At 28.6% G+C, this 22,666-nt stretch carries 26 protein-coding genes; 2 read left to right on the top strand and 24 right to left on the bottom strand.

Going from position 1 to position 22,666, the window contains the following annotated elements; all coding sequences use genetic code 11:
* Positions 1-61: 61 nt before the first annotated feature.
* The 19 genes from JOC62_RS03295 to JOC62_RS03205 all read right to left on the bottom strand — a co-directional run bounded on the left by JOC62_RS03295 (position 62) and on the right by JOC62_RS03205 (position 14,169).
* The gene (locus JOC62_RS03295; RefSeq protein WP_204593741.1) at positions 62-2,350 is read right to left on the bottom strand and encodes an AAA family ATPase; all 2,289 of its coding nucleotides are present in this window, start codon (positions 2,348-2,350) and stop codon (positions 62-64) included.
* Between the two features lie 218 nt (positions 2,351-2,568).
* Positions 2,569-3,243, bottom strand: a complete 675-nt coding sequence (gene deoC, locus JOC62_RS03290; protein WP_204593740.1) for a deoxyribose-phosphate aldolase — start codon at positions 3,241-3,243, stop codon at positions 2,569-2,571.
* Positions 3,244-3,344: 101 nt separating this feature from the next.
* A complete protein-coding gene (locus JOC62_RS03285; protein ID WP_204593739.1) occupies positions 3,345-4,391 on the bottom strand; it encodes a DNA polymerase IV in 1,047 nt (348 codons plus the stop codon).
* Between the two features lie 17 nt (positions 4,392-4,408).
* The gene (locus JOC62_RS03280) at positions 4,409-5,377 is read right to left on the bottom strand and encodes a DUF4003 family protein (RefSeq protein WP_204593738.1); all 969 of its coding nucleotides are present in this window, start codon (positions 5,375-5,377) and stop codon (positions 4,409-4,411) included.
* A gap of 222 nt (positions 5,378-5,599) precedes the next feature.
* A complete protein-coding gene (locus JOC62_RS03275) occupies positions 5,600-5,989 on the bottom strand; it encodes a 4Fe-4S binding protein (RefSeq protein WP_204593737.1) in 390 nt (129 codons plus the stop codon).
* 1 nt (position 5,990) lies between these two features.
* Positions 5,991-6,425 (bottom strand): NADH-quinone oxidoreductase subunit B family protein, encoded by a 435-nt coding sequence (locus JOC62_RS03270; protein ID WP_204593736.1) that lies wholly within the window; start codon positions 6,423-6,425, stop codon positions 5,991-5,993.
* Positions 6,426-6,434: 9 nt separating this feature from the next.
* Positions 6,435-7,391 (bottom strand): NADH-quinone oxidoreductase subunit H, encoded by a 957-nt coding sequence (locus JOC62_RS03265; protein ID WP_204593735.1) that lies wholly within the window; start codon positions 7,389-7,391, stop codon positions 6,435-6,437.
* A 13-nt stretch (positions 7,392-7,404) separates the two neighbouring features.
* Complete coding sequence (locus JOC62_RS03260; protein WP_204593734.1) at positions 7,405-9,258, bottom strand: proton-conducting transporter transmembrane domain-containing protein; 1,854 nt, start codon at positions 9,256-9,258, stop codon at positions 7,405-7,407.
* The gene (locus tag JOC62_RS03255; protein ID WP_204593733.1) at positions 9,255-9,599 is read right to left on the bottom strand and encodes a sodium:proton antiporter; all 345 of its coding nucleotides are present in this window, start codon (positions 9,597-9,599) and stop codon (positions 9,255-9,257) included. The genes JOC62_RS03260 and JOC62_RS03255 overlap by 4 nt, the downstream gene beginning before the upstream one ends.
* Positions 9,589-10,041 carry an MnhB domain-containing protein gene (locus tag JOC62_RS03250; protein ID WP_204593732.1) on the bottom strand — a complete coding sequence of 151 codons (453 nt, stop codon included), beginning with the start codon at positions 10,039-10,041 and terminating at the stop codon, positions 9,589-9,591. The genes JOC62_RS03255 and JOC62_RS03250 overlap by 11 nt, the downstream gene beginning before the upstream one ends.
* Positions 10,031-10,318, bottom strand: coding sequence for a hydrogen gas-evolving membrane-bound hydrogenase subunit E (gene mbhE / locus JOC62_RS03245; protein WP_204593731.1), 288 nt, complete (start codon positions 10,316-10,318; stop codon positions 10,031-10,033). Before mbhE ends, JOC62_RS03250 begins: the two co-directional genes overlap by 11 nt.
* Positions 10,315-10,566, bottom strand: a complete 252-nt coding sequence (locus JOC62_RS03240) for a Na(+)/H(+) antiporter subunit B (protein WP_204593730.1) — start codon at positions 10,564-10,566, stop codon at positions 10,315-10,317. Before JOC62_RS03240 ends, mbhE begins: the two co-directional genes overlap by 4 nt.
* Before the next feature lie 4 nt (positions 10,567-10,570).
* Positions 10,571-10,906 carry a monovalent cation/H(+) antiporter subunit G gene (gene mnhG / locus JOC62_RS03235; protein WP_204593729.1) on the bottom strand — a complete coding sequence of 112 codons (336 nt, stop codon included), beginning with the start codon at positions 10,904-10,906 and terminating at the stop codon, positions 10,571-10,573.
* Positions 10,903-11,163, bottom strand: coding sequence for an MrpF/PhaF family protein (locus tag JOC62_RS03230; RefSeq protein ID WP_243424999.1), 261 nt, complete (start codon positions 11,161-11,163; stop codon positions 10,903-10,905). Before JOC62_RS03230 ends, mnhG begins: the two co-directional genes overlap by 4 nt.
* Positions 11,160-11,684, bottom strand: a complete 525-nt coding sequence (locus JOC62_RS03225; RefSeq protein WP_204593728.1) for a Na+/H+ antiporter subunit E — start codon at positions 11,682-11,684, stop codon at positions 11,160-11,162. Before JOC62_RS03225 ends, JOC62_RS03230 begins: the two co-directional genes overlap by 4 nt.
* A gap of 10 nt (positions 11,685-11,694) precedes the next feature.
* Positions 11,695-12,348, bottom strand: coding sequence for a hydrogenase nickel incorporation protein HypB (gene hypB, locus JOC62_RS03220; RefSeq protein WP_204593727.1), 654 nt, complete (start codon positions 12,346-12,348; stop codon positions 11,695-11,697).
* Entirely contained in the window at positions 12,349-12,690 is a 342-nt protein-coding gene (gene hypA / locus JOC62_RS03215; RefSeq protein WP_204593726.1) for a hydrogenase maturation nickel metallochaperone HypA, read from the bottom strand. It abuts the gene before it with no gap.
* A 5-nt stretch (positions 12,691-12,695) separates the two neighbouring features.
* Entirely contained in the window at positions 12,696-13,778 is a 1,083-nt protein-coding gene (locus tag JOC62_RS03210) for a hydrogenase large subunit (protein WP_204593725.1), read from the bottom strand.
* A 10-nt stretch (positions 13,779-13,788) separates the two neighbouring features.
* Positions 13,789-14,169, bottom strand: coding sequence for an NADH-quinone oxidoreductase subunit C (locus JOC62_RS03205; protein ID WP_204593724.1), 381 nt, complete (start codon positions 14,167-14,169; stop codon positions 13,789-13,791).
* A 245-nt stretch (positions 14,170-14,414) separates the two neighbouring features.
* Here JOC62_RS03205 and JOC62_RS03200 point away from each other — a divergent pair, with 245 nt between their 5' ends.
* On the top strand, positions 14,415-14,828 hold the full coding sequence (locus JOC62_RS03200) for a hypothetical protein (protein ID WP_204593723.1): 414 nt from the start codon (positions 14,415-14,417) through the stop codon (positions 14,826-14,828).
* Positions 14,829-14,922: 94 nt separating this feature from the next.
* On the opposite strand, the gene JOC62_RS03195 is transcribed toward JOC62_RS03200, so the two are convergent.
* Positions 14,923-15,213: a Dabb family protein gene (locus tag JOC62_RS03195; RefSeq protein WP_204593722.1), complete on the bottom strand. Its 291-nt coding sequence runs from the start codon at positions 15,211-15,213 to the stop codon at positions 14,923-14,925.
* A gap of 98 nt (positions 15,214-15,311) precedes the next feature.
* Complete coding sequence (locus tag JOC62_RS03190; protein WP_207758142.1) at positions 15,312-17,849, bottom strand: calcium-translocating P-type ATPase, PMCA-type; 2,538 nt, start codon at positions 17,847-17,849, stop codon at positions 15,312-15,314.
* A 167-nt stretch (positions 17,850-18,016) separates the two neighbouring features.
* Between JOC62_RS03190 and JOC62_RS03185 the strand changes: the two genes are divergently transcribed.
* Positions 18,017-19,657, top strand: coding sequence for a putative manganese-dependent inorganic diphosphatase (locus JOC62_RS03185; RefSeq protein WP_204593720.1), 1,641 nt, complete (start codon positions 18,017-18,019; stop codon positions 19,655-19,657).
* 140 nt (positions 19,658-19,797) lie between these two features.
* Here JOC62_RS03185 and JOC62_RS03180 read toward each other — a convergent pair whose 3' ends face one another.
* The 3 genes from JOC62_RS03180 to JOC62_RS03170 all read right to left on the bottom strand — a co-directional run bounded on the left by JOC62_RS03180 (position 19,798) and on the right by JOC62_RS03170 (position 22,635).
* On the bottom strand, positions 19,798-20,436 hold the full coding sequence (locus JOC62_RS03180) for an HAD-IB family hydrolase (RefSeq protein ID WP_204593719.1): 639 nt from the start codon (positions 20,434-20,436) through the stop codon (positions 19,798-19,800).
* Positions 20,437-20,603: 167 nt separating this feature from the next.
* Positions 20,604-21,797, bottom strand: coding sequence for a pyridoxal phosphate-dependent aminotransferase (locus JOC62_RS03175; RefSeq protein ID WP_204593718.1), 1,194 nt, complete (start codon positions 21,795-21,797; stop codon positions 20,604-20,606).
* Between the two features lie 16 nt (positions 21,798-21,813).
* Complete coding sequence (locus JOC62_RS03170; RefSeq protein WP_204593717.1) at positions 21,814-22,635, bottom strand: PHP domain-containing protein; 822 nt, start codon at positions 22,633-22,635, stop codon at positions 21,814-21,816.
* Between the last annotated feature and the right edge of the window lie 31 nt (positions 22,636-22,666).

The following is a 22,666-nucleotide window of genomic DNA, read 5'->3' as shown; positions in this document are numbered from 1 at the left end:
CATAAATAAATAGACTACTACATAATAAAATTTTTAAACCTTAAATGTAGTAGTCCTATACTTATTCTTTATATTTATTTATTTCTTCATTTATTGATTTATAAAAGTCTTCTAACTTTTCATTATCTTCTAATATTAGAGTTTCAATAGCATCATCTAAAACATCCATCTCATATATATGGAAGTCACCTTCTCTTATAGCAGCTTCCACTTCTGGGCATAATATTAACTCATCCTTATTAGTAGATGGAATCAATACGCCCTTACCCTTATATCCTCCAATTTCTTTGCACACATTAAAGAACCCTTCTATCTTTTCATTTACTCCTCCAATAGCTTGAACTTCTCCAAATTGGTTTAAAGATCCTGTTACAGCAATATTTTGTTTAACACCTCTCTTACTTATAGATGATAACATTGCTATCATTTCAGCAACAGATGCACTATCTCCCTCAATCATTCCATAACTTTGTTCAAAACTTAAATGAAGATTTATAGGAAGTTTTTCATAAGGAGATAATATACTATACAATAATCCAGTTAGTGTTTGTATAGATTTCTCGTGTATCTTACCACTTAATTTTGATTCTTTATGAATATCTATTACACTACCATCACCCTTTAATGCCAGGCAAGTTATTCTAAGTGGTTTTCCAAATCTATAAATTCCAGTATCTAGTACTGCAAGTCCATTAATATTCCCAACTACTTTCCCTTCAGTCTTTATAAATATTTTCTTCTCTTTATACATATCCATATAGTCATCCAGAATACTATCTTTCTCATATATTATATTCTCAATATATTTCTTGCCTATTATATCCTCATTATCTTCCTTCGCAAGATTATCAGCTTTAACTAATATATTATCAATTTTACTTTCATTTACATTAATTCTTTCTCTACTAGAAGCTTCTCTAACTAAGAATCTTATTATAGAATTAATCCCGGCTTCTTCTATTTTCAATAATTTATTTTTTTCTGCTCTTTCAACAATGAATTTTTTTAATCCATTGATTATATTCTTAGGATTTTTAACTTCACTTTTAATTTCACACTTTAAAGGGAATAAATTTTTAAAGTCATCATCATTGCTACAAAGAATATTGTAACTTTCATAATCTCCAATTATTATCACCTTAACATTTATTGGTACAGCTTCAGGCTTAAGTCCATTTATAGATAAAAGCTCTAGATAATTTCTATTACTATCTAGGTTAAGCTTTTCTGACATAAGTGTCTTCTTTAAATAATAATAACTATTTGGATTTTGTATAAGCCTATTTAATCTAATAATTACACATCCTTCATTTGCTTCTAAAAGAGATCCTGGAGTTATAAATGAAAGATCCGTTACATAATTACCATTTTGACTTTCATATTCGATATTACCTAAGAGATTTACGATATTTGGATCATCCTCATAAATAACTCTTGGATGATCATTATTCGAGTTATCCACTAATACTTCTATATTATATTTTCCTAATATCTCTTCAACTTTAGTATCTTCATCCTCTAAGTCTATACTATAATTCTCAATTAATTCTTCTTCTATGCTTTTATATAAATTTTCAAGATAATTATATACGTCATCGTCTCTTATAAATTCTAGTAATAGATCATCTCTTATATTTTCCATTCTTTCATCAATAAAATTCTTAAAAATAACCTTCAGTCTTTCAATAGATCCAACCTCTAATTCTTTAAGATCATCTAGTATAACTTCTGCTCTTTGTTTTAGTTTAGTTGCTTTTTGAAGTATTTCTTCTCTATCTTCTATATCTAGCTCATCATATTCCTTCTCTGTCATTACTTCACCTTCACTTAAAGGAATAAAAGCAAATCCCCCTGAAGTTGCTTTTACATCAAATCCATCTACTTTTGCAACTTCTACAAGTTCACTTATATATTTATTCCTTTTAAGATGAATATTTTCTACTATATCGTCTTTTTCCTCGTCTGAAGATGTATTAAAAAATTCTAAAAAGCTTATTGTATATTCTTCTTTTAATTCTTTGATTTCCTTTTTAAGCTCTTTTCCTCTTCCATTAGAAATAAATATAGGAAAAGGTTTCTTTCTATCTTTCAGAGTTGCATAGCATATATCTGAAGGAGGTTCTAAGGATTTATATTCATTATCTATGAAATTAACTAACCCATCTATTTTGTCATTTGAAAATGAGTCTATCATATATAAGTTATACCCAGCCCTCTTTATATTAATAGCTCTCTTTATTTCCTTATAAGGAGTGCTTATCTCTGGAATTTCTTTAAAGTTTATTTCCTCGTCTTCACTAATATATTCCACATCATAAATTATTTCACTTTGAGTTAATTCTTTCTTCATATAATGCTTTTCCCAAATTTACTCTTAAAAAGTAAACTCAGCTAATTCCTCCTTACCTTTATAGTTGTATATTATATTAATATTCTATTTATTGGATTTTAGATATAGTTTTTTTCATTTAATGCAAATAAGTTTAATTATTTCTAATAAGTAGCTATTTAAAGCAAAAAAAATACCTAAGGAGATTAATCTCCTTAGGTATTTTAAAGTATTTTCAATTAGTAATTACTATTTGACACTTTACCTTCACATATTTCAATTGAAGCTGAAGCTCCTATTCTTGTAGCTCCATTCTCTATCATACTCTCAGCATCTTCTAATGATCTAACTCCACCTGAAGCTTTAACTCCAAGTTCTGGTCCTACAGTTTCTCTCATAAGCTTAATATCTTCCTTTGTAGCCCCACCTGTTGAGAATCCAGTTGAAGTTTTTACAAAATCTGCTCCTGCTTCTTTTGCAAGTTTACAAGCTATAACCTTTTCTTCATCTGTTAATAAACAAGTTTCAATTATAACCTTTGTTAAAGCCTTTCCTTTTGCAGCTTCTACAACTGCCTTTATATCTTCTTTTACAAAATCGTAATCTTTATCTTTAAGTCTTCCGATATTTATAACCATATCAACTTCAGTTGCACCATTTTCTATAGCATCTTTAGTTTCAAATACTTTTACATTCGTTGTTGTGGCTCCTAAAGGGAATCCTATAACCGTACAAACTTTAACTTCACTATCTTTTAATATTTCATATGCTTCCTTAACTCTTGTAGGATTTACACATACTGACGCAAATGTATATTCTAATGCTTCTTCACATAATTTTTTAACCCCTTCACTTGTTGCTTCTGGTTTTAAAATAGTGTGATCTATCATTCTTGCTAATTCATTTTTGCTCATCATTTGCACTCCTTTACATAATTATTCTTTAAGGTGATTATAGAACTTTTTCTTCAGTTTTGTCAAATATTATTATCTTAAATCATCTATTTTACGACATACTAAAACAATGAAATTTGCTCTTCTAAACTCTCTTTAAATGAAGATACACTAAGTCCTATAAGTCTTATATCTTCTAAGAATTCTTCTTCATTTAGAATTTCATTAGCTATTCTTAGTATATCTTCTTCCATATTTATATAATCATTTAGCGTTCTACTTCTTGTATGATTTTCAAAGGAACTAGTTTTATATTTTATTGTTATAGTTTTTATTGATTTATCTTTCTCTTTTAGAAGATGTGCTATATTTTTTGAGAATTCTTTTAAATATTTTAATAGTTCATCTTTATCTTTTGTATCTCTTTTAAGAGTTCTTTCTTTTCCCATAGATTTTCTATCTCTTACTACTTTAACCTCCCTTTTATCTATACCTCTTATTCTTTCATATACTTCTATTCCTTGTTTTCCTAAGTATTCATATAAAAATTCCTTAGATACTAAATATAAATCTTCTATATTAAAAAATCCCATATTATTTAGTTTAGATACAGACTTAGCTCCAAGTCCATATATCTTTGATATAGGAAGTTTTAACAAAACCTTTGGTATCATTTCTTTGGTTATTTCCATAATTCCATTTGGCTTATTCCAATCCGATGCAAGCTTTGCTAAAAATTTATTATAAGAAATACCTATAGATAAAGTTAATCCTAGTTCTTTAAAAACTCTTTTTTTTATATATAATGCGGCTTCCCTACCATCTTTAATATTTCCTTCTGATAAATCTAAGTAAGCCTCATCAATTGAAAGAGGTTCAACTAGTGGTGTTACTTCTTTAAATATTTTAAATACTCTATTTGATACCTCTTTATATCTCCAATATCTTACATTAACAAAAATCCCATTTGGGCATTTTTGTCTTGCTATAAAGATTGGCATAGCAGAATGCACACCATATTTTCTTGCTTCATAAGAGCAAGTTGAAACTACTCCTCTTTCACTAACTCCACCAACTATAACTGGCTTACCTCTAAGTTCTTTATTATCCTTTTGCTCAACTGATGCAAAAAAAGCATCCATATCAACGTGTAAAATTACCTTTTCCATTAGATTTATTCCATCTATTACGCTAAAACCTCCTCAAATAGCCCTTGCTTTTTGCTGACAAGAAAGGAATATATGGCGAAGCATAATAATTCCTCTAAATACTCATTTGAGAAGGAGCTACTGTTCCTTTCATAAATTTCAACTATAACTATAGCTATTAATGTTCTAAATGTCTTATCCATATAAAAAGCATATTCTCCCTCTTCTTCACAAAGACATTCTGTAACTTCTTTAACTTTATTTAAATACTCATAAATCTCTTCATCTCTTGCAACTACACCTATTAAGGGCAAAACCTCATCTCCAATTCTCATATCTTTATCATTGAAAGCCTTAATAAATTCTTTTATTTCATAAGGTGCTGATGCACTACTATTTAAAAGTAAACTACTAGCTATTCCTTGCAAGTCATTTTTTGAATAATAATCTAAGTCTGATAAATAATTAAACATACTATCGATGTACTTACTAGTGTCTTCTATATCAGATTTATCTTTATTGCCCTTAATTGCAAGAAGTGCAAATACTAGATAATCTTCCTCGTCTATAAATCCCTCATATTGATTTTTTAAGGATTTATATATCATTTTCATATCATTAATTATAGCTTCTTCTTCACCTATCTTTGCATGCTTAGCTAGAGCATATGATGATAGAACTAAAAAATTCCCATCCTTGAAATCGTTATCTTTCAAATATTCATTCATTTCCATAACTCTATTTGAAAATTCAATATAATTATTTTCTTTACTTATTAGAATAGATATCATATATAGAATGTCACCTCTAAAACTTGACATTTTATTTGTATTTGATTTTATATATTTTCTAATCTCTTTTATTCTATCTATATTGATATTTTCATCTTCACCAAATATTAATGATGCAAAATGATTTATATATTCCCCATCAAATCTTAATTTATGTTTTGCTAACTTATAATTTTCTATTACTCTATTTGTAATTGTATATAACAGGTTATTCATAATATCCCTCTCCCTTTAAAATACTGCTTAACTATATTATATATCATTTTATAAACTAATCTCTTAAATATTAGTTACAATATTTTCTTTTTTATTATACTATTTATTTATGACAATAGTATGGCTAAATAATATATTTCCTTTTATTTGTAATTAATTGTATTATTTATCTTTTTCACGCAAAAAGACTAATTCAAAAAAATCGAATTAGTCATTTTTATATTATTTTTTCTTTTCTACTCTCTTAGGCATAGTTTTAGTAAAACTTCCTCTAACCATAAGCTCTTCTTTATTACATACTATAATATTTGATTCTTTAGTCAATGTTATTGCCTTTTTAGAACAAAAATCACTACACATTCCACAGAAAGTGCAACTAGCTAAATCAAATATTAGAGTTATCTCTTGTGTGTTCTCATCTATTTTCTTCGTAGTTTTTGTTATAGCACATGGAGCACAAACCCTTGTGCATAAGCCACACCCTATACACTTTTCACTATCAAATTTAATTTTCCCTCGATACCCTTCTGGATTACTTTGATTTAATTCTTTATTTGTACTAGATGCTTTAAATAAATTTTTAAATGCTTCTCTAAAAAAAGGAACCTTCATTTTAAGTCACGCTCCTTTTTTTAATTAATATATCTATGGCTTTTTTTAAGCCTTCAATTATAGCCTCAGGCTTAGGTGCACATCCACCAACTGAAACATCTACATCTACCCATTTATCTAAAGGTCCCTCAACAGAATAGCTTCCCTTAAATACATTACAAGACATAGGGCATGACCCTAAAGACATAATAACCTTAGGCTCTGGAACTTGTGATATTACTCTTAGCATTCTCTCTTTTGACTGTGATGTAATTGGTCCCGTTACTACAATTATATCTGCATGTCTTGGAGTTCCGACCAGCTTTGCACCATATCTTTCAATGTCATATCTTGGTCCTAAAAGAGCAACTAATTCAATATCACATCCATTACATGATCCAGTATTTATATGGTATATCCAAGGTGATTTTTCCATTCCTCTTTTTAGAATTTCCATATCTTCCTCCTAAAAATAGCTAACTAATATTAAACTGATTAATGATAAAATTGTTGGGATTGTCCAATAAAACTTTAATGCTTGATTTATTTTCAGCCTACCAAATACAGTTCTTACAACCGTTATAGAAAAAAACATAACTATACAAGTTAAAATTATAAATATAATAATATTAATAACTTTATAACTACTAATATTTTCACCTAAAAACAATGATACAAATAAAGATGACATAATAAAGCCTTTTATAGATTGAGTTAACTTTAAAATAGCTAAATATCTTCCTGAATACTCTACTAATGGTCCTTCACATATTTCTGTTTCGCCTTCTGCAATATCAAATGGAATTACACCAGCTTCTCCTGGAATTATCATAAGAAATGCTAAAGCTGCTGGTAGTAATTTTAGTGTAAACATAAAGCTTCCTTGATTTATCTGCGCAAGAGATATACTATTCATTAAAAAATTATTATTTATCCCTAATATCTCACCTGAAAAAATACATACTGAAATAATAGATATAACCATAGGTAATTCTAAGCTTAAAAGAAGTACTGCTTCTCTGGATGCACCTATATTTCCAAAGGTTGATGATGAATTTATTCCACATACAATTAATGCAATTACTGAAATAGTAATTAAATATATTATAAAAATAATGTCTCCATTAAAACTTATATAGATATTATTAAAGATAGGAATAAGTAATGGTGTAATACAAACACTAACCAATCCAACTATCGGCATTACTAAAAATATTTTTTTATTTGAATATTTAGGTATTATTACCTCTTTTCCAATAAGCTTTAAAATATCATAAAAGGGCTGTAATATAGGTGGTCCAATTCTTCTTTGCATTCTTGCTACTAATTTTCTATCAATTCCAGAAATTAATAAAGATATGCATATTATGAATATTCCCCCCGGAAATATAAATGCATGAAATAGTAATTTAAAAAATTCCACTTTCTCACCTCTTCTACATAAACATAAAAGAATATACAAGCATAAAGCTTAATGTCAAAACTACCCAAAGAGCATAATCATTTACACACCCACTATGAGCATCCCTTATTATATTAAAGTATTCCTTAAATTCGTATTTCATTCCCCAAAATATATCGTGTGATCCTAATTTAGAATTGTAATCTACTTCCCCTCCAACAAAAGGTTCAAATTTACTATTTTCTATATTTTCATGTACTATGCTTACTCTAGTATTTTTAATATTAAGAAGTACTATAAATGCTAGTATCAATATGAAAAATAGAATTAAAAATGAACTAGGATTATATGGAGAAATATAATCTAAAAATACAGCTCTGCCCCTTATACTCTCTATAATCTTGTTTATAAAATTTTTAATAATATTATCCGAGAACAAACCTAATAATAAACAACATGCCGCAAGAAGTCCCATTGGTACTTTCATTGAAAAAGGTACTTCTTTAACTTTAAGTATACTTTTTGAAGGTGTACCCATAAAAACTGTATAGAACACTTTAATAAATGAAGCTAAAGTCATAACTGAAACAATAAGACATGCTATTGTTACTATTGGCATTCTAATATTATAAGTTGAATAATAAATAAGCCATTTAGAACTAAACCCATTAAATGGTGGTATTCCACTAATAGCTAAGGCTCCTACTATAAATACTCCCATAGTAAATGGCATCTTTTTTCCTATACCAGAGACCTTATCTAAATTAGTTGTGCCAGTTCTATAAAGAATTGCACCAGCACATAAAAATAATAAACATTTAAAACTTGCATGATTTATCATATGGAACAATGATGATGCAAGTCCAATGTCTCCTCTCCAATCATTCGCAAATAAAGCCACACCAATTCCAATTATTATATATCCTATTTGCGATACAGAATGGAATGCCAAGAGTCTTTTGAAATCACTTTGAAGTAATGCCATAGTTACTCCAAGTATCATTGTTATAATTCCCCATGCTATTATTAAATAGGCTATCGCATTATTTGTAGTAAAAGAAAATATTAAAAATAAAATTCTAATTACTCCATAAACTCCTGTTTTACTCATAACTCCTGATAATAACATTGAAATTGAAGATGGTGCAGACATATGAGCATCCGGTGGCCAAGTATGACAAGGTACCATAAAAGCTTTAACTGCATATCCCACAATAAGCATAACAAAAGCTAATATACTTACTTTGCTATATACTCCTCCATTTTGTGATAACTTACTAGATATATCTAGTATATTTAGGGTATGAGTCTCCATATATAAAAGAACAGTTCCAAGAAGTATAAAAGATGACCCAAGTCCTCCAATAACCACATATTTAAAACTTGCCTCAAGAGCTTTTCCTTTATGGTTTCTAAATGCAGTTAATGATATAGCAGCTATTGTCATAATCTCTAACATTACATACATATTAAATAAGTCACCAGTAAATACAAAGCCAATCATACTACCTGTTAGTAGCATTGATAACATATAATATTTAGATAATCCATTATCCTCTTCCATATATCGTATAGAATAAATGGATGATATAAGACAAGCTCCAGTAATTATTATTCCAACAAATAAAGAGAGGGCATCTACTCTTAATGCTATTCCAATAGATGCTCCATCTATTGGTTCCCATCCTCCCATCCAATATTCTAATATCTTATTTTCTATAAAAATTGGCTTTATCATAAGTAAAGTAGTTATAAACGATAAAAGAGATGCAAAAATTGAAATTACTCTTTTTATTTGTATATTTTTTTCTTTAATGAGCCCAATTATAAATGCAGCAATAAACGGAATCATTATAGATATAACTGGTAAATTAGAACTGGTACTCATCCTTTAAGCCTCCTAACCTCATCTGCATTAATAGAATTATAGTACTTCTTAATTTTCATAACTATTGCAAGAGAAAGAGTAGTTACACATGCTCCTATAACAATTGATGTAAGAGTTAGTGCCTGAGGTATAGGATCAACAAATCCACTATTATCTTTCACTCCATTTAAAAATATTGGTGCTGTTCCATTAATTCTATATCCAACACTTATTAGTATTAAGTTTATTCCATAATCTAATAATCCCATTCCAATAACTATTTTTATTAGGTTCTTTTTTGAAATAATGATTACTAATCCAAGGACTATAAGAAAAAATCCGCCTAGATAATTAATAGTCATCCCTCTCCTCCTCTCCTTTTAATGATGAAATAACAACGAGTATTAAAACAGATATTCCAGCTAAAACTTTATATCCAACTGCAAAGTTCATAAAAAATACAGTTCCTGATGAGAATATATTTCCAACATTCCCCTTGCTTAATATATTTGAAAAGAATGATACTCCATAAATTACTCCAAGAGATGCAATAAAAATAAATGTTAAGGCTCCAAACTCCTCCATTCTACTAAGTCTTTTGCTATTAAACATTTTTAATGTTTTTTCTCTTCCATATGCTACATAATATATAGACACAGCACTTGCAATTATTACTCCTCCTTGAAATCCTCCACCAGGGCTTAAATGCCCATGTAGTATTATATAAATCCCAAGTAGCAATGCTAAAGGTAATATTATACTTCCACATATTTTAACAATTATATCCTTTTCTTTACCTTCCATTAGATTCATCTCCTTTTTTCAAAGCTTTTCTAAGAACTGCTGTTGTTCCACAAATTGCAGTAAAAAGTACAAAGGATTCACCTAAGGTATCATATCCTCTAAAATCAAATACTGTTGCAGTAACAGTATTTATAGCGCCTGTTTTCTCAATTGTATTTTTAACTATAGTTTCTCCAGTTCCATCATATGTTGATCCCATCCCCTGCATCTCAATAGCTACTGATAAAAAACTAAGAGATATTATAATAATAGAAATCTTAACTATAATTTTTTTCATTTTTTCTCTTCCCCTCTTACTTTTTTAAGAGTTACAATGAAAATTAAAGGAGTTATCACAGCTCCAACTGCACCTTCAGCTATAGCAACATCAGGTGCTCCTAATATTAAAAATTCAAGAGCCATAAATGCTCCAAGAGCAGCCATTGCAATAATACATGGAAGTAAATCATCCAGTAAATAAACTACTATTCCAGCTATAATTATTCCAATCATAATTATAAAATTTAGCAAACTAAACCAATTCATAATACTACTTCCTTCCACCATATTCGTCACATATAGTTTCATCACATAACTTAGCTTCCTTTTTATAAGCAGCTCTTGTCATTGCATGAGATGCAACTGGATTAGTAATTAGTAAAAATATTGTTATTATAATACACTTCATGCCAAGAGAAATATCATTATTTGAAAATCCATATATTGAACAAGCAATTAAAATTGACATAGCTCCTAATGTAGATATATTAGTTGAAGCCTGTAATCTACAAAATACATCTTTAAATCTAAATATCCCAATAACTCCTGCTATAATGAAAAACATACCAATAATAATCAATGCACCAATTATAAAATTTATAATCATAATTTTCCCTCCAGATATTTGCATATCAAAACTGTTCCTACAAATCCTAATAGAGTTAATACAAGCCCTAAATCTACAAACAATGCTCTTTCTTCTTTAGCTCCATATACTACCATTAGTACTCCAAGTATTATATCTATACAATCAGCACACATTACCCTATCTATAATTGTTGGTCCTTTAAAAACCTTATATAAAAGAGAAACTGCTAATAAGCCTAACAATATTTCAACTATAATCATTATGGAATCTATCAACTTAAAAACCTCCTAATATTGTTCTCTAGCTTATTTTTAATACCATTTATAACACCTTGTTTATCTTTTACATCAATACAATGTATATAAAGGTTAGTTTTTAAATCTTCCTCATATATATCCATAGTTATTGTTCCTGGTGTCAATGTAATAGAATTTGATAATATATATAGTCCCATATCTGACTCTAAATCTGTCTTATATTTAATTATTCCTGGAGATACATCTATATCTTTAGATAATGCTTTTTTAGCTACATCTATATTTGCATAAATAAGTTCTAACAAATAAATTGGTATAAACCTAATTATTCCAATTAATGCTCCTTTTTTCCTAAATTTAAAAGAAATATTTTCTAGTAAGTACAAAGATGTTAAAGCACTGACTAAGAAAGATATTACTAATCCAACTACTATTTCTGTTACATTTATTGATGTCAAAGTGAAATCTTGAAGAGTAAACCCAATCCAAAATATAAATAAAATAATCCAAACCGGTATTATTTTTCTTAATTTCCTCATAAACATCCTCCTAAGATTTATTTCTTTTACTTAAAATCCATTCCTTTACTTCACTTAAGCATCCATCGATTTTAGAGTTAACTGCAAAAGTTCTTATCTTTCCATTTCTTTTTATTGCATCATCAAAAACCTTGCTATAGCTAAATTCAAAATAATCTTTTAAATCACTCTTTGTTATTATCAATCCATCTGAGTTTGCAAACATCAATGGATACTTTTCAACTTTATCATCACCTTCTGGAACAGATAATAAAGCTATTTTTAAATGCTCTCCTATATTAAATTCAGCTGGACAAACTAAGTTCCCAATATTTTCTACTATAATTAAATCTAATGATTTTAAATCGAAACTTGGTAATATATTCTTAATTGATTCTGCTTCAATATGGCATGCACCCTCTGTATTTAATTGAACAACTTCAATACCTTCTTTTGCTATTTTTTCCGCATCTATTTTTCCTGCGATATCTCCCTCTATCACGCCAACTTTTAGTCCTTCTCTTTTAAATTCTCTTATAAGATTTAATATAAATGTAGTCTTTCCAGCACCAGGAGACCCCATAACATTTATCATAGTAACTTTATTGTTATCTAACTTATTATTTAATTCACTGTGACACTCTTCATTCCAATCCATTATTTGCTTTACTATTTTTATTTCCATTTAATCCACCTCAATACTTTCTAAATAAAATTCCTTACCATTTAATATCTTAAATTTTCTCCCATTACAATTGGGACATAAATACTCTCTCTTCTCCATTACTCCTTCATATTTGCAATCTAGGCAATTTATCTTTATGTTTATCTTTTTTATATTTATTACAGCATCTTCTGCAATTGTACCTTTACTTATAATATTAAAATAATAATTTATACAATCTGGAACTAGCCCTGTTATTTCTCCAACACATAAATTTATTTTATTTATCTTCTTAAAATTACCTACAGCCGCTTCATTCTCACAGATATTTAATATACTTTTAGTTACCGAAAGCTCATGCATATATATTACCTATCTAAACATGAAAAACATGGATCAATACTTGCAACTATAAGTCCAGCTTCACTGATTGTATTTTCTTTAAGCATAATAGGCACTGTTGCTGCATTTTTAAATGTAGGCACATGTATATTAACTCTTCCGTTTGTTTGTCCACCATTTGATACTACATAATAAGTCACTTCACCTCTTGGAGCCTCAATCCTTGATAGATACTCGCCCTTAGGAATTTTCCTCATTTTAATTCCTAAATTTATTTCTGTATCTGGTAAATTTTCTAATGCTTGTTCTATTATTTTTATACTTTCATTTATCTCTAATATTCTTAAGAGAACTCTAGAAAATACATCTCCATCATTTAATGTTATTGATCTAAAATCAAAATCTTCATAGGAGCAATAAGGATCTAAAACCCTTACATCATCTTTCATTCCTGATGCCCTACCATGAGGTCCACAAGCTCCATAAACTATTGCATCATCTTTAGTGAGTATTCCTACACCTTTAGTTCTAAGCTCTACAATTTTATCTTCACTATATATTTGAGTTATTTTTTTATGTTCTTCTTTAACTTCTTCTAACATACTCTTAATCTTTGAAATTTTATCAATATCTATATCTCTTCTACTTCCACCAATAATATTCATAGCATAATTTACTCTATTTCCTGACACTTCCTCTAATATATCCATTATTTTCTCCCTTGTTTTAAAACACATCATAAATAATGAATCAAAGGCAATTATATGTGCTGCAAGCCCAAGCCATAAAAAGTGTGAATGTAGTCTTTCAAGTTCGCAGATAATAACTCTTATATAATCTCCCCGTTTTGGAACTTTAATGTCTAAAATTTTTTCTAGTGCTAAGCAATATGCTAATGTATGCGAGTGTGAACAAATTCCACAAACTCTCTCTACTAAAGTTATTGTTTGTATATAATTTTTCTCTTCACATAACTTCTCTATTCCCCTATGGTTGTAGCCAATAAATACTTCTGAATCTTTTATTATTTCCCCTTCTGTAAAAAGCTTTACGTGTATAGGCTCTTCAAGAGATGGATGATATGGACCCAGTGGTACAATATAACTCATTTATTACCTCCTATTTTTCCTTTAATTTTTTAAGTTCTTCTAAAGGCATTATTAATATTTGACCTTCCCCTTCTTTAAATTCTTCCGGCAAAAATAATCTTCCACTTCTATTGAGTCCTATAAATCTAACTTCCATCATTTCCTCAATCTCTTCTTCGCACCATCTAGCTGATGCCTCGTATATTGTTGTTATTGATGGTATCTCTTTTTCTCCAACTATAGTGTATGTATCTATTTTTCCATCAATATCAAAGTTATAGCATATAACATTCTCTTTATTTTCATTTATATATCCATTAATAATTACTAATCTTCTTTTTTTACATATCATTTCTTTAGCTATTCTAACTATATCCTTTGAGGTAATCTCTATTTTGTTAAAATCGTGCATATATAAATCTCCTAATTAAAATTAATATCAAACTTTCCCTATATATTCTCTTTATTATTCTAGCTGCAAATTTATTCCTTCATTACGGATTAAAATACTCCTATAAATTCTCTAAAGAACTATATAACAAGGTATTGTTCTGGTAATTTTATATTTTATTAATTTTTTATTTATGTTATAATACTAGATGTTATAATGGATTTTTCCAAAAACGGACTTATTTTTTTAAAAAGGAGAATTTTTTTATGGGATTAAAAGATAAATTTGATAAATATTTTAGAGATTCTTATTTCGAAAAATATGGTGATAGAATAACAAGTGCTGCAGGAACTATTATCTCAGTTAAAACTGAAGAAAAGAATTATATAATTTTTCATAAATTAGTTGTTGACATAATACTTAAACCTGATGCAGGTAGAGGTGCTACAAAATGCAGATACAATAAAAAGAGATGGTTTAAAAAACCTGACTTCATTCAATTAAATAAAGGTCATAAAGTTATGATAATGGGTCTTAAAGGTATTAAGGGTAAGGCTGATTCAGAGGTAATTCAAATTCAAAACATCCTTAACTTAACTACAAAGAGAGACTTAATTCCAATCGATCATTCACAAATTAAAAAAGCTAGACAAACAGCTTCAAGAATGAGACAAAGGTAAAAAAGTTAGAATAAAATATACCCCATTAAGTAAACACAGTTTAAATACTGTATCCAATTTACTTAATGGGGTTATTTTTTTGTATATTTAAATTTTATACTTCAAAATCACAAACTTTTCTTTCTGTTGCTACTGATTTTACAAAACTTCCAGCCTTGACGTGTTCTGGATGATTTTGATATATATCTAAGTCTTCTAAATTATTAAACTCTGAATAAAGAACTACATCCATAGCTGCATCACTTTTATTTATATTTATTCCAACTTCTATATTTTTTATTTCTTTTATAATTCCAGTTAAATTCTCTAATAATTCCTTTATTTTCTTTGCATTTTCTTCTCTACATTCATCTTTTAATTTCCACATTACTATATGTTTTATCATGTAAATCACCTCTTAAATATTTTATTTTAATTATATCCTAATACTAAGATTTTTTCTAATTAAAAAGGGACTGAAATTACCCAGCCCCCTTTAATACTTTATTTTGTTTTTATAAATAAATATACACTATTTATAAACGCTATTACTCCTGAGAAGAATGCTACTATTGCCCAATGATTTATCATTAAAGGCACTGTATGGAATATACCTCTTAAAAATGGCAGATATAATATTGCAAGAAGCATTGATATAGAAATAGCAACTGCTCCAACTAAATACGGGTTAGTAAATAATTTAATTTCAAATATTGAATGTCTTTCTGATCTACATTCAAATACATGGAATAATTGTGACATTATAAGTGTTGAAAGCGCTATTGTTCTACATGTCTCAAGGTCCATTCTATAATATCTTCCTACCATAAATGAAAGCAATGTACATATCCCAATTAAAGTACCTCTTATAAGGATTTTCTCTGTAAGTCCTCTTGCAAATATCCCTTCTTTCTTCTCTCTAGGTTGTTGCCTCATTATATCGCTATCTGCTGGATCTACACCTAAAGCTATTGCTTGAAGTCCATCCGTTGCTAAATTTACAAATAATATTTGTATTGGAGTAAGAGGATTCGGTAACATAAATAAAGTAGCTAAAAACATTGTTAAAACTTCCCCTAAATTACATGATAAAAGATATCTTATAAATTTTCTTATATTATCATATATAACTCTTCCCTCTTCTACAGCAGCTACAATTGTATTAAAATTATCATCCATTAATATCATTGCTGAAGCTTCCTTTGTTACATCAGTCCCTGATATACCCATTGATATTCCAATATCAGCTTCTTTAATTGCTGGAGCATCATTAACTCCATCTCCAGTCATTGCAACTATATTACCTCTTGACTTAAATGCTTTTACAATCCTTAATTTATGATTAGGAGATACTCTTGCAAATACTCGTGTATTATTTACCTTATTGTAAAGCTCCTTATCTGTCATACCTTCTATTTCTTTTCCAGTTAAAACTTGCTCTTCATTCTTACATATGTTTAAAGATTTTGCAATTGCAAGAGCAGTATTTTTATGATCTCCTGTAATCATTACTGGCTTTATTCCAGCAAGCTTACATTTTAATACAGCATCTCTTGCTTCCGCTCTTGGTGGATCTATACTTCCTGCAAGACCTATGAATATTAAATCATTTTCAAGCTTTTCATTTTTTACTAATCCATCAACCTTGTATGCAGCTCCAATACATCTTAATGCCCTTGAAGACATAGCCTCTAATGAATTACTTATCAGCTTTTTCTTTTGATAGGTTAAAGGCTTTACAATTCCATCTTCATATATATAATTACTCTTTTCAATTATTCTCTCTGGAGCACCTTTTATATAACATATTTCTCTATCATTTTCTTTTACTATTACAGACATCATTTTTCTGGTTGAATCAAATGGTATATCAAATACTCTTTGTACTTTATCAGTAAAGTCTTTAACATCTGAAACCTTATCAAAAAACATTCTAACTAATGCAGTTTCAGTTGGATCTCCAAATAGTGCTTTATCTAATTTTTTACTCTTTTTATCTAACTGGCAATCATTACAGTGTACTAAGGCACTCTTTAATTTTTCTATTCCTTTTACATTATTAATATTTTCTTTTTGTAATTCTACTATCTTATCATTAATATAAACTTCTCTAACTGTCATCTTATTTTGTGTTAACGTTCCTGTTTTATCAGAACAAATTACAGAAGTACAGCCCAAAGTTTCAACTGCTGGAAGCTTTCTAACTAATGCATTTCTCTTTAACATTTTAGAAACCCCAAGTGCCAATGCAACTGTTACTATAGCAGCTAGTCCTTCTGGAATTGCAGCTACTGCTAAAGAAACCCCTAGCATAAACATCTCACCAGCTTCATTTCCTCTTAAAATACCTAATACTGTAACTATAACACATATGATTAAACATAGTATTACTAGTATTTTCCCAAGTGAATCTAACTTCTCTTTAAGTGGTGATTTTTCTTCTTCAATATTTTGTAGAAGATTTGCAATCTTACCCATTTCAGTTTTCATACCAATTTCAATAACTTTAAAGAGTCCTTTACCCTTTAAAACATTTGTGCCCATGAAACCAGAATTATGTCCTTTGTTAGCATCTTTGTTTACTCCAACAGATTCTCCTGTTAAAAGAGATTCATCCACAACAACTCCAGAAGCTTCTAAAAACTCCCCATCTGCTGGTATCCTATCTCCAGCCTCTAATATAACAATATCCCCTATTGTAAGATATTTTGAGTTTATTACACTTATCCTTCCATCTCTGTATACCTTACAGGTTGGTGCTGCCATATCTTTTAAAGCTTCTAAGGATTTTTCAGTTTTAAACTCTTGAAAGAACCCTAAAAATGCATTCACTATAACTATAATAAGTATAGTTATTGCATCTGCAGTATCTCCCATAAATCCTGATATTACAGTAGCTCCTATTAATACCCATACCATAAAATCATTAAACTGTGATAAAAAAATCTTAACTGGAGATGCCTTGCTCTTATGTTCAAGCTCATTTAAACCAAAACTTTTCATCCTTTTTTCTGCCTCTTTCGTTGTAAGTCCTGGAATCATATTTTGTTCCTGTATCACCTTAATAATTCCTCCTTTTTAAGCATTCTTATATATATATATTTAAAAGTTGTTAACTTATGAAAAGTTTTGCCATAACTTACTTTACATTTTTTTATTTAGGTCGTACAATTATACTGTAATTTCATAAGATAAAGGAGGTAATGTCTTTGAAAAACGTAATATATGTTACTGGACACAGAAATCCAGATTCAGATTCAATCTGTGCTGCTATTTCATATGCTGCATTTAAAAATAAAGTAGGTGAAATACCAGCTGTTCCAGTTAGATTAGGAAACGTTAGTAGAGAAACTCAATTCATTTTAGATTACTTCAATGTTGAAGCACCTGAGTTTTTAGAGACAGTAAAATTAAAAGTTGAAGATTTAAAGATAGATAACATCAGCCCTATATCATCTGATATATCTTTAAAAATGGCTTGGAATATAATGAGAGATAAGAACGTTAAAACTATACCTGTTGGTGATGCAAATGATCACCTTATAGGAATTTTATCAGTTTCTAACTTAACATCATCCTATATGGATATATGGGATAATAAAATTCTAAGTAAAAGTGAAACAACTATCGATAATATAATCGATACATTATCAGCGAAAGCTTTTTATGTAAATGAAAATACTAAAACTTTCCCTGGTAAAATATGTGTTGCTGCTATGCAACCTGATTCAATGAAAGAGCATGTTGAAGAAGGTGATATAGTAATTCTTGGTGACAGACCTGAAATACAAGAAGAAGTTATAAATGAAAAAGTTTCTTTAATGATTTTAACTGGTTCAACTGTATTAAATGATGAACTATTAGATAAGGCTAAAGAAGCTGGTATCACTGTAATATCAACTCCACATGATTCATTTACAACATCAAGACTTATCATACAGAGTATTCCTGTAAGATTTGTTATGATTAAGGATGATTTAGTATCATTTTCTACTGATGATTTAGTTGAAGATGTTAAAGGAACAATGCTTGAAACTAGATACAGAAGCTATCCTGTTATTGATATAGATGGAAAGGTTATTGGAACAATTTCAAGATACCACTTAATTTCAAACTTCAAGAAAAAAGTCATTCAAGTTGACCATAATGAAAGAGCTCAATCAGTTCCTGGACTTGAAGAAGCAGAAGTTCTTGAAATCATCGATCACCACAGAGTTGCTGATATTCAAACAAACAATCCAATCTTCTTTAGAAATGAGCCAATAGGAAGTACATCTTCAATCGTTGCAAAATGCTACTTCGAAAATGGAATTAGACCTTCAAAGGAGATTGCTGGTTTATTATGTGGTGCAATAATTTCTGATACATTATTATTCAGAAGCCCAACTTGCACAGAACAAGACAAATATATCTGTAATAAACTTGCTGAAATAGCTGGTATTAATATAGAAAAATTTGCTAAAGAAATGTTTAAAGCTGGTACATCTTTACAAGGTAAAACAGTTGAACAAATATTCAATCAAGATTTCAAACCATTTACTATGGGTGATATTAAAATAGGTGTTGCTCAAGTTAATACAATGGATATTGAAGGATTTATGCCTTTAAAAGATGAAATGTTACAATATATGAATAAAAAAGCTGAAGAAGCTAACTTTGATATGGTTATGTTATTATTAACTGACATATTAAACGAAGGTTCACAAATACTTGTAGCTGGAAAGAAACCTGAAATAGTTGAAAAAGCATTTGGAATTCAACTTGAAGATTCAACGGCATTCTTACCAGGAGTTCTTTCAAGAAAGAAACAAGTTATACCACCACTTACACATTCAGTTATGAGTAAGTAAAATATTAAGCCGTGCTAATTAGCACGGCTTATTTTTAGATTAATTATTTATATACTAACTTATTAATATCTACTTGTTGACTTCATTGTTATCTTAAAGCTAATAAAATACCTAAGTAGATATTTAAATTAGCTTTATAGTTATTTCCACTTAAGTATTTCTATATCATTTTGCTTTTTAAAATTTATTAAATATGGATGACCTACTAAATCAAGTAATGGTTTGTCTGATAAAGAATCTGAGAACATATACGAATCTTTAAAATCTACCTCTATATTGTCTTTTTTTAATTCTTCCATTAATCTTTTAACTTTTTCTTCACCCTTACAATTACATCCATCCATCTCTCTAATAAATTTCTTATCTTTAAACTTAAACTTAGTTCCTATTATCTTATCTACTTCCTTATATTGATAGAATTCATTTAAGTAAAATTCAGGTGATGCTGATATTAAATATATTTTATAGCCTTGTTTTTTTAAGTCTCTCATCATCTTTATAGCATCATCATATAAAATATTACTCAAAACATCTTTATAAAAATCTTTTACTAATATAGCTAAATCTTTTTCATCAATGCCATCTATAAACTTTAAGAATGCTTCCTTAACTCTTTTTTCATCATAAACCCTAACACCATACATAACTCCTGAAAAAATAGCTCTTGGTAAAAACCTTAAATTCTTTTTATCTTTATGTATCATATATTTAAAAAATTGCATAAGTGTTTCTTTTTTTGTTATAGTAAAATCTACATCAAACATTGCTAATTTTATCATAATTTCCTCCAAATATAACGTCATTATATATATTATATAATATTTTTACTATAAATTTCTATCATTATTAAATTTAATCTACTATTATTTCTATCATATTTGTAAATTTAATAACTTTTTTCATTAAAAAGAAAGATGATTAACCATGGAGGTTAATCATCTCTTTATTAACTTAATTTTTGAAGAAATTTTTCTATTCTATTTATTCCCTCTTCTATATTTTCTTTTGAAGTTGCATAAGATAATCTTATATAATTATCAACTCCAAATCCAATGCCTGGAACCACTGCAACCTTTTCTTCCTCTAATAATTCTTTTGAAAAACTTAGAGAGCCTTGAATTAATGTGCCATTTATCTTCTTTCCATAAAAATTACTTACGTCTATCATTACATAGAATGCACCCTTTGGAACAATATATTTAATATTTTTAATATGATTTAGTCGCTCTATCATACATAGTCTTCTGTTATTAAACTCTTTTACCATAACCTTTAGACTTTCTTCTGAATTTCTTAATGCTTCAATTGCTGCATATTGTGACATAGAGTTTATATTAGAAGTCATATGACTTTGTATACTAGTCATTAACTTTATGATTTCTCTACTTGCAGCTGCATAACCAATTCTCCAGCCAGTCATTGCTGATGATTTTGATAACCCATTTATTACAATAGTATTTTCATAAGCATATTTAGTTAATGATGCTATACTTATATGTTCTTCTCCATCATATATTAACTTTTCATATATTTCATCTGAAATTATTATTATATCATGATCTTCACAAAATTTCGCAAGTTCTAAAAGTTCTTCTTTTCTATAAATTGTACCAGTTGGATTATTAGGACTATTTATTATTATAGCCTTTGTTTTATCTGTTACTTTTGCCTCTAAAGCTTTAATTGTATACTTGAAATTCTCTTCTTCACTAGAGTCTGCATATACAGGAACTCCAACTGCTAGCTTAATTAGTTCTGGATAGCTTACCCAGTAAGGTCTAGGAACTACTACCTCATCACCTTCATTTAATATTGCCATAAAAGCATTAGCTAAACACTGCTTTGCTCCATTTGAAACAATTATTTGATCTATAGAATAATCTAAGTTATTATCTTTTTTAAGCTTTCTACAAATCTCTTCTCTAAGATCTTTAACTCCAGCTACTTCTGTATATTTTGTTTTTCCTTCCACCATAGCTTTATGTGCTTCTTCTATTATATTTGAAGGAGTATTAAAATCTGGTTCACCAACCCCAAAACTAATTACATCTACACCGCTATTTTTTAGTTCTTTAGCTTTAGCAGTAATTTCTAATGTTATTGATGCTGATATATTCATTGCTCTATTAGATAATTTCATTGTCTTTTCGCCCCTTTTACTTATTGCATCTACTATTAATTAATTTATTTAATAATGCTTCATTTATACCTTCAGAACCAATACTCATCTCTCTATTTGATTCATCATGAAAATCGCTTCCTCCAGCTATTAAAAGCTTATACTTTTTACTTAAATTATAAAGTAAATTAATCTGTTCCTTAGTGTGACTTGGATGATATACCTCAATTCCTTTTAATCCATAACACTTTAATTCTTTTATTATTTTTTCAATGGCCATACTCCTATATATCTTACCAGGATGTGCAAGTACAGCAATACCCTTTGAATCATTAATGGCTTTTAAAGCTTCCTTATAAGTAAGCTTTCTTCCTCTTACATAGGCTGGTTTTCCTTTAAGTAAATACTTTGAAAATGCACTCTTAAAATTCTCCTCATATCCACATCTTACAATTTCATTTGCAATATGAGCTCTACCAATTGAAGAGTTATCCTTTATAATATCTTCAAGATCTAGGTTTATCCCCTCATCTTTAAGTTTTTTAACTATCAATTTTACTCTGCTAACCCTTGCTTCTTTTAAAGATTTTACTATTTCATTAAGTTTAATATCATCTACATCAATAAAATACCCTAATATATGAATCTCAAAATCATCTATTTCACTACTTAGTTCAATACCAGGTATTACAATTACCCCATTATTAGATTTTTTAGTTATATATTGCGAATCTATTGTGTCATGATCAGTTATAGAAATATATTTTATTCCTTTTTTTAAAGCATCCTCTAATATTTGTTCTGGTGTTAGCTTGCCATCAGAAAAGGTAGAATGTATATGTAAATCTGCATATTTCATATTCTTACACCTTCTTTACCTAATAATGACT

This window comes from Clostridium sardiniense (assembly GCF_016907995.1).
Lineage (GTDB): Bacteria > Bacillota > Clostridia > Clostridiales > Clostridiaceae > Clostridium > Clostridium sardiniense.
This window is presented reverse-complemented; position numbering and strand designations above follow the sequence as displayed.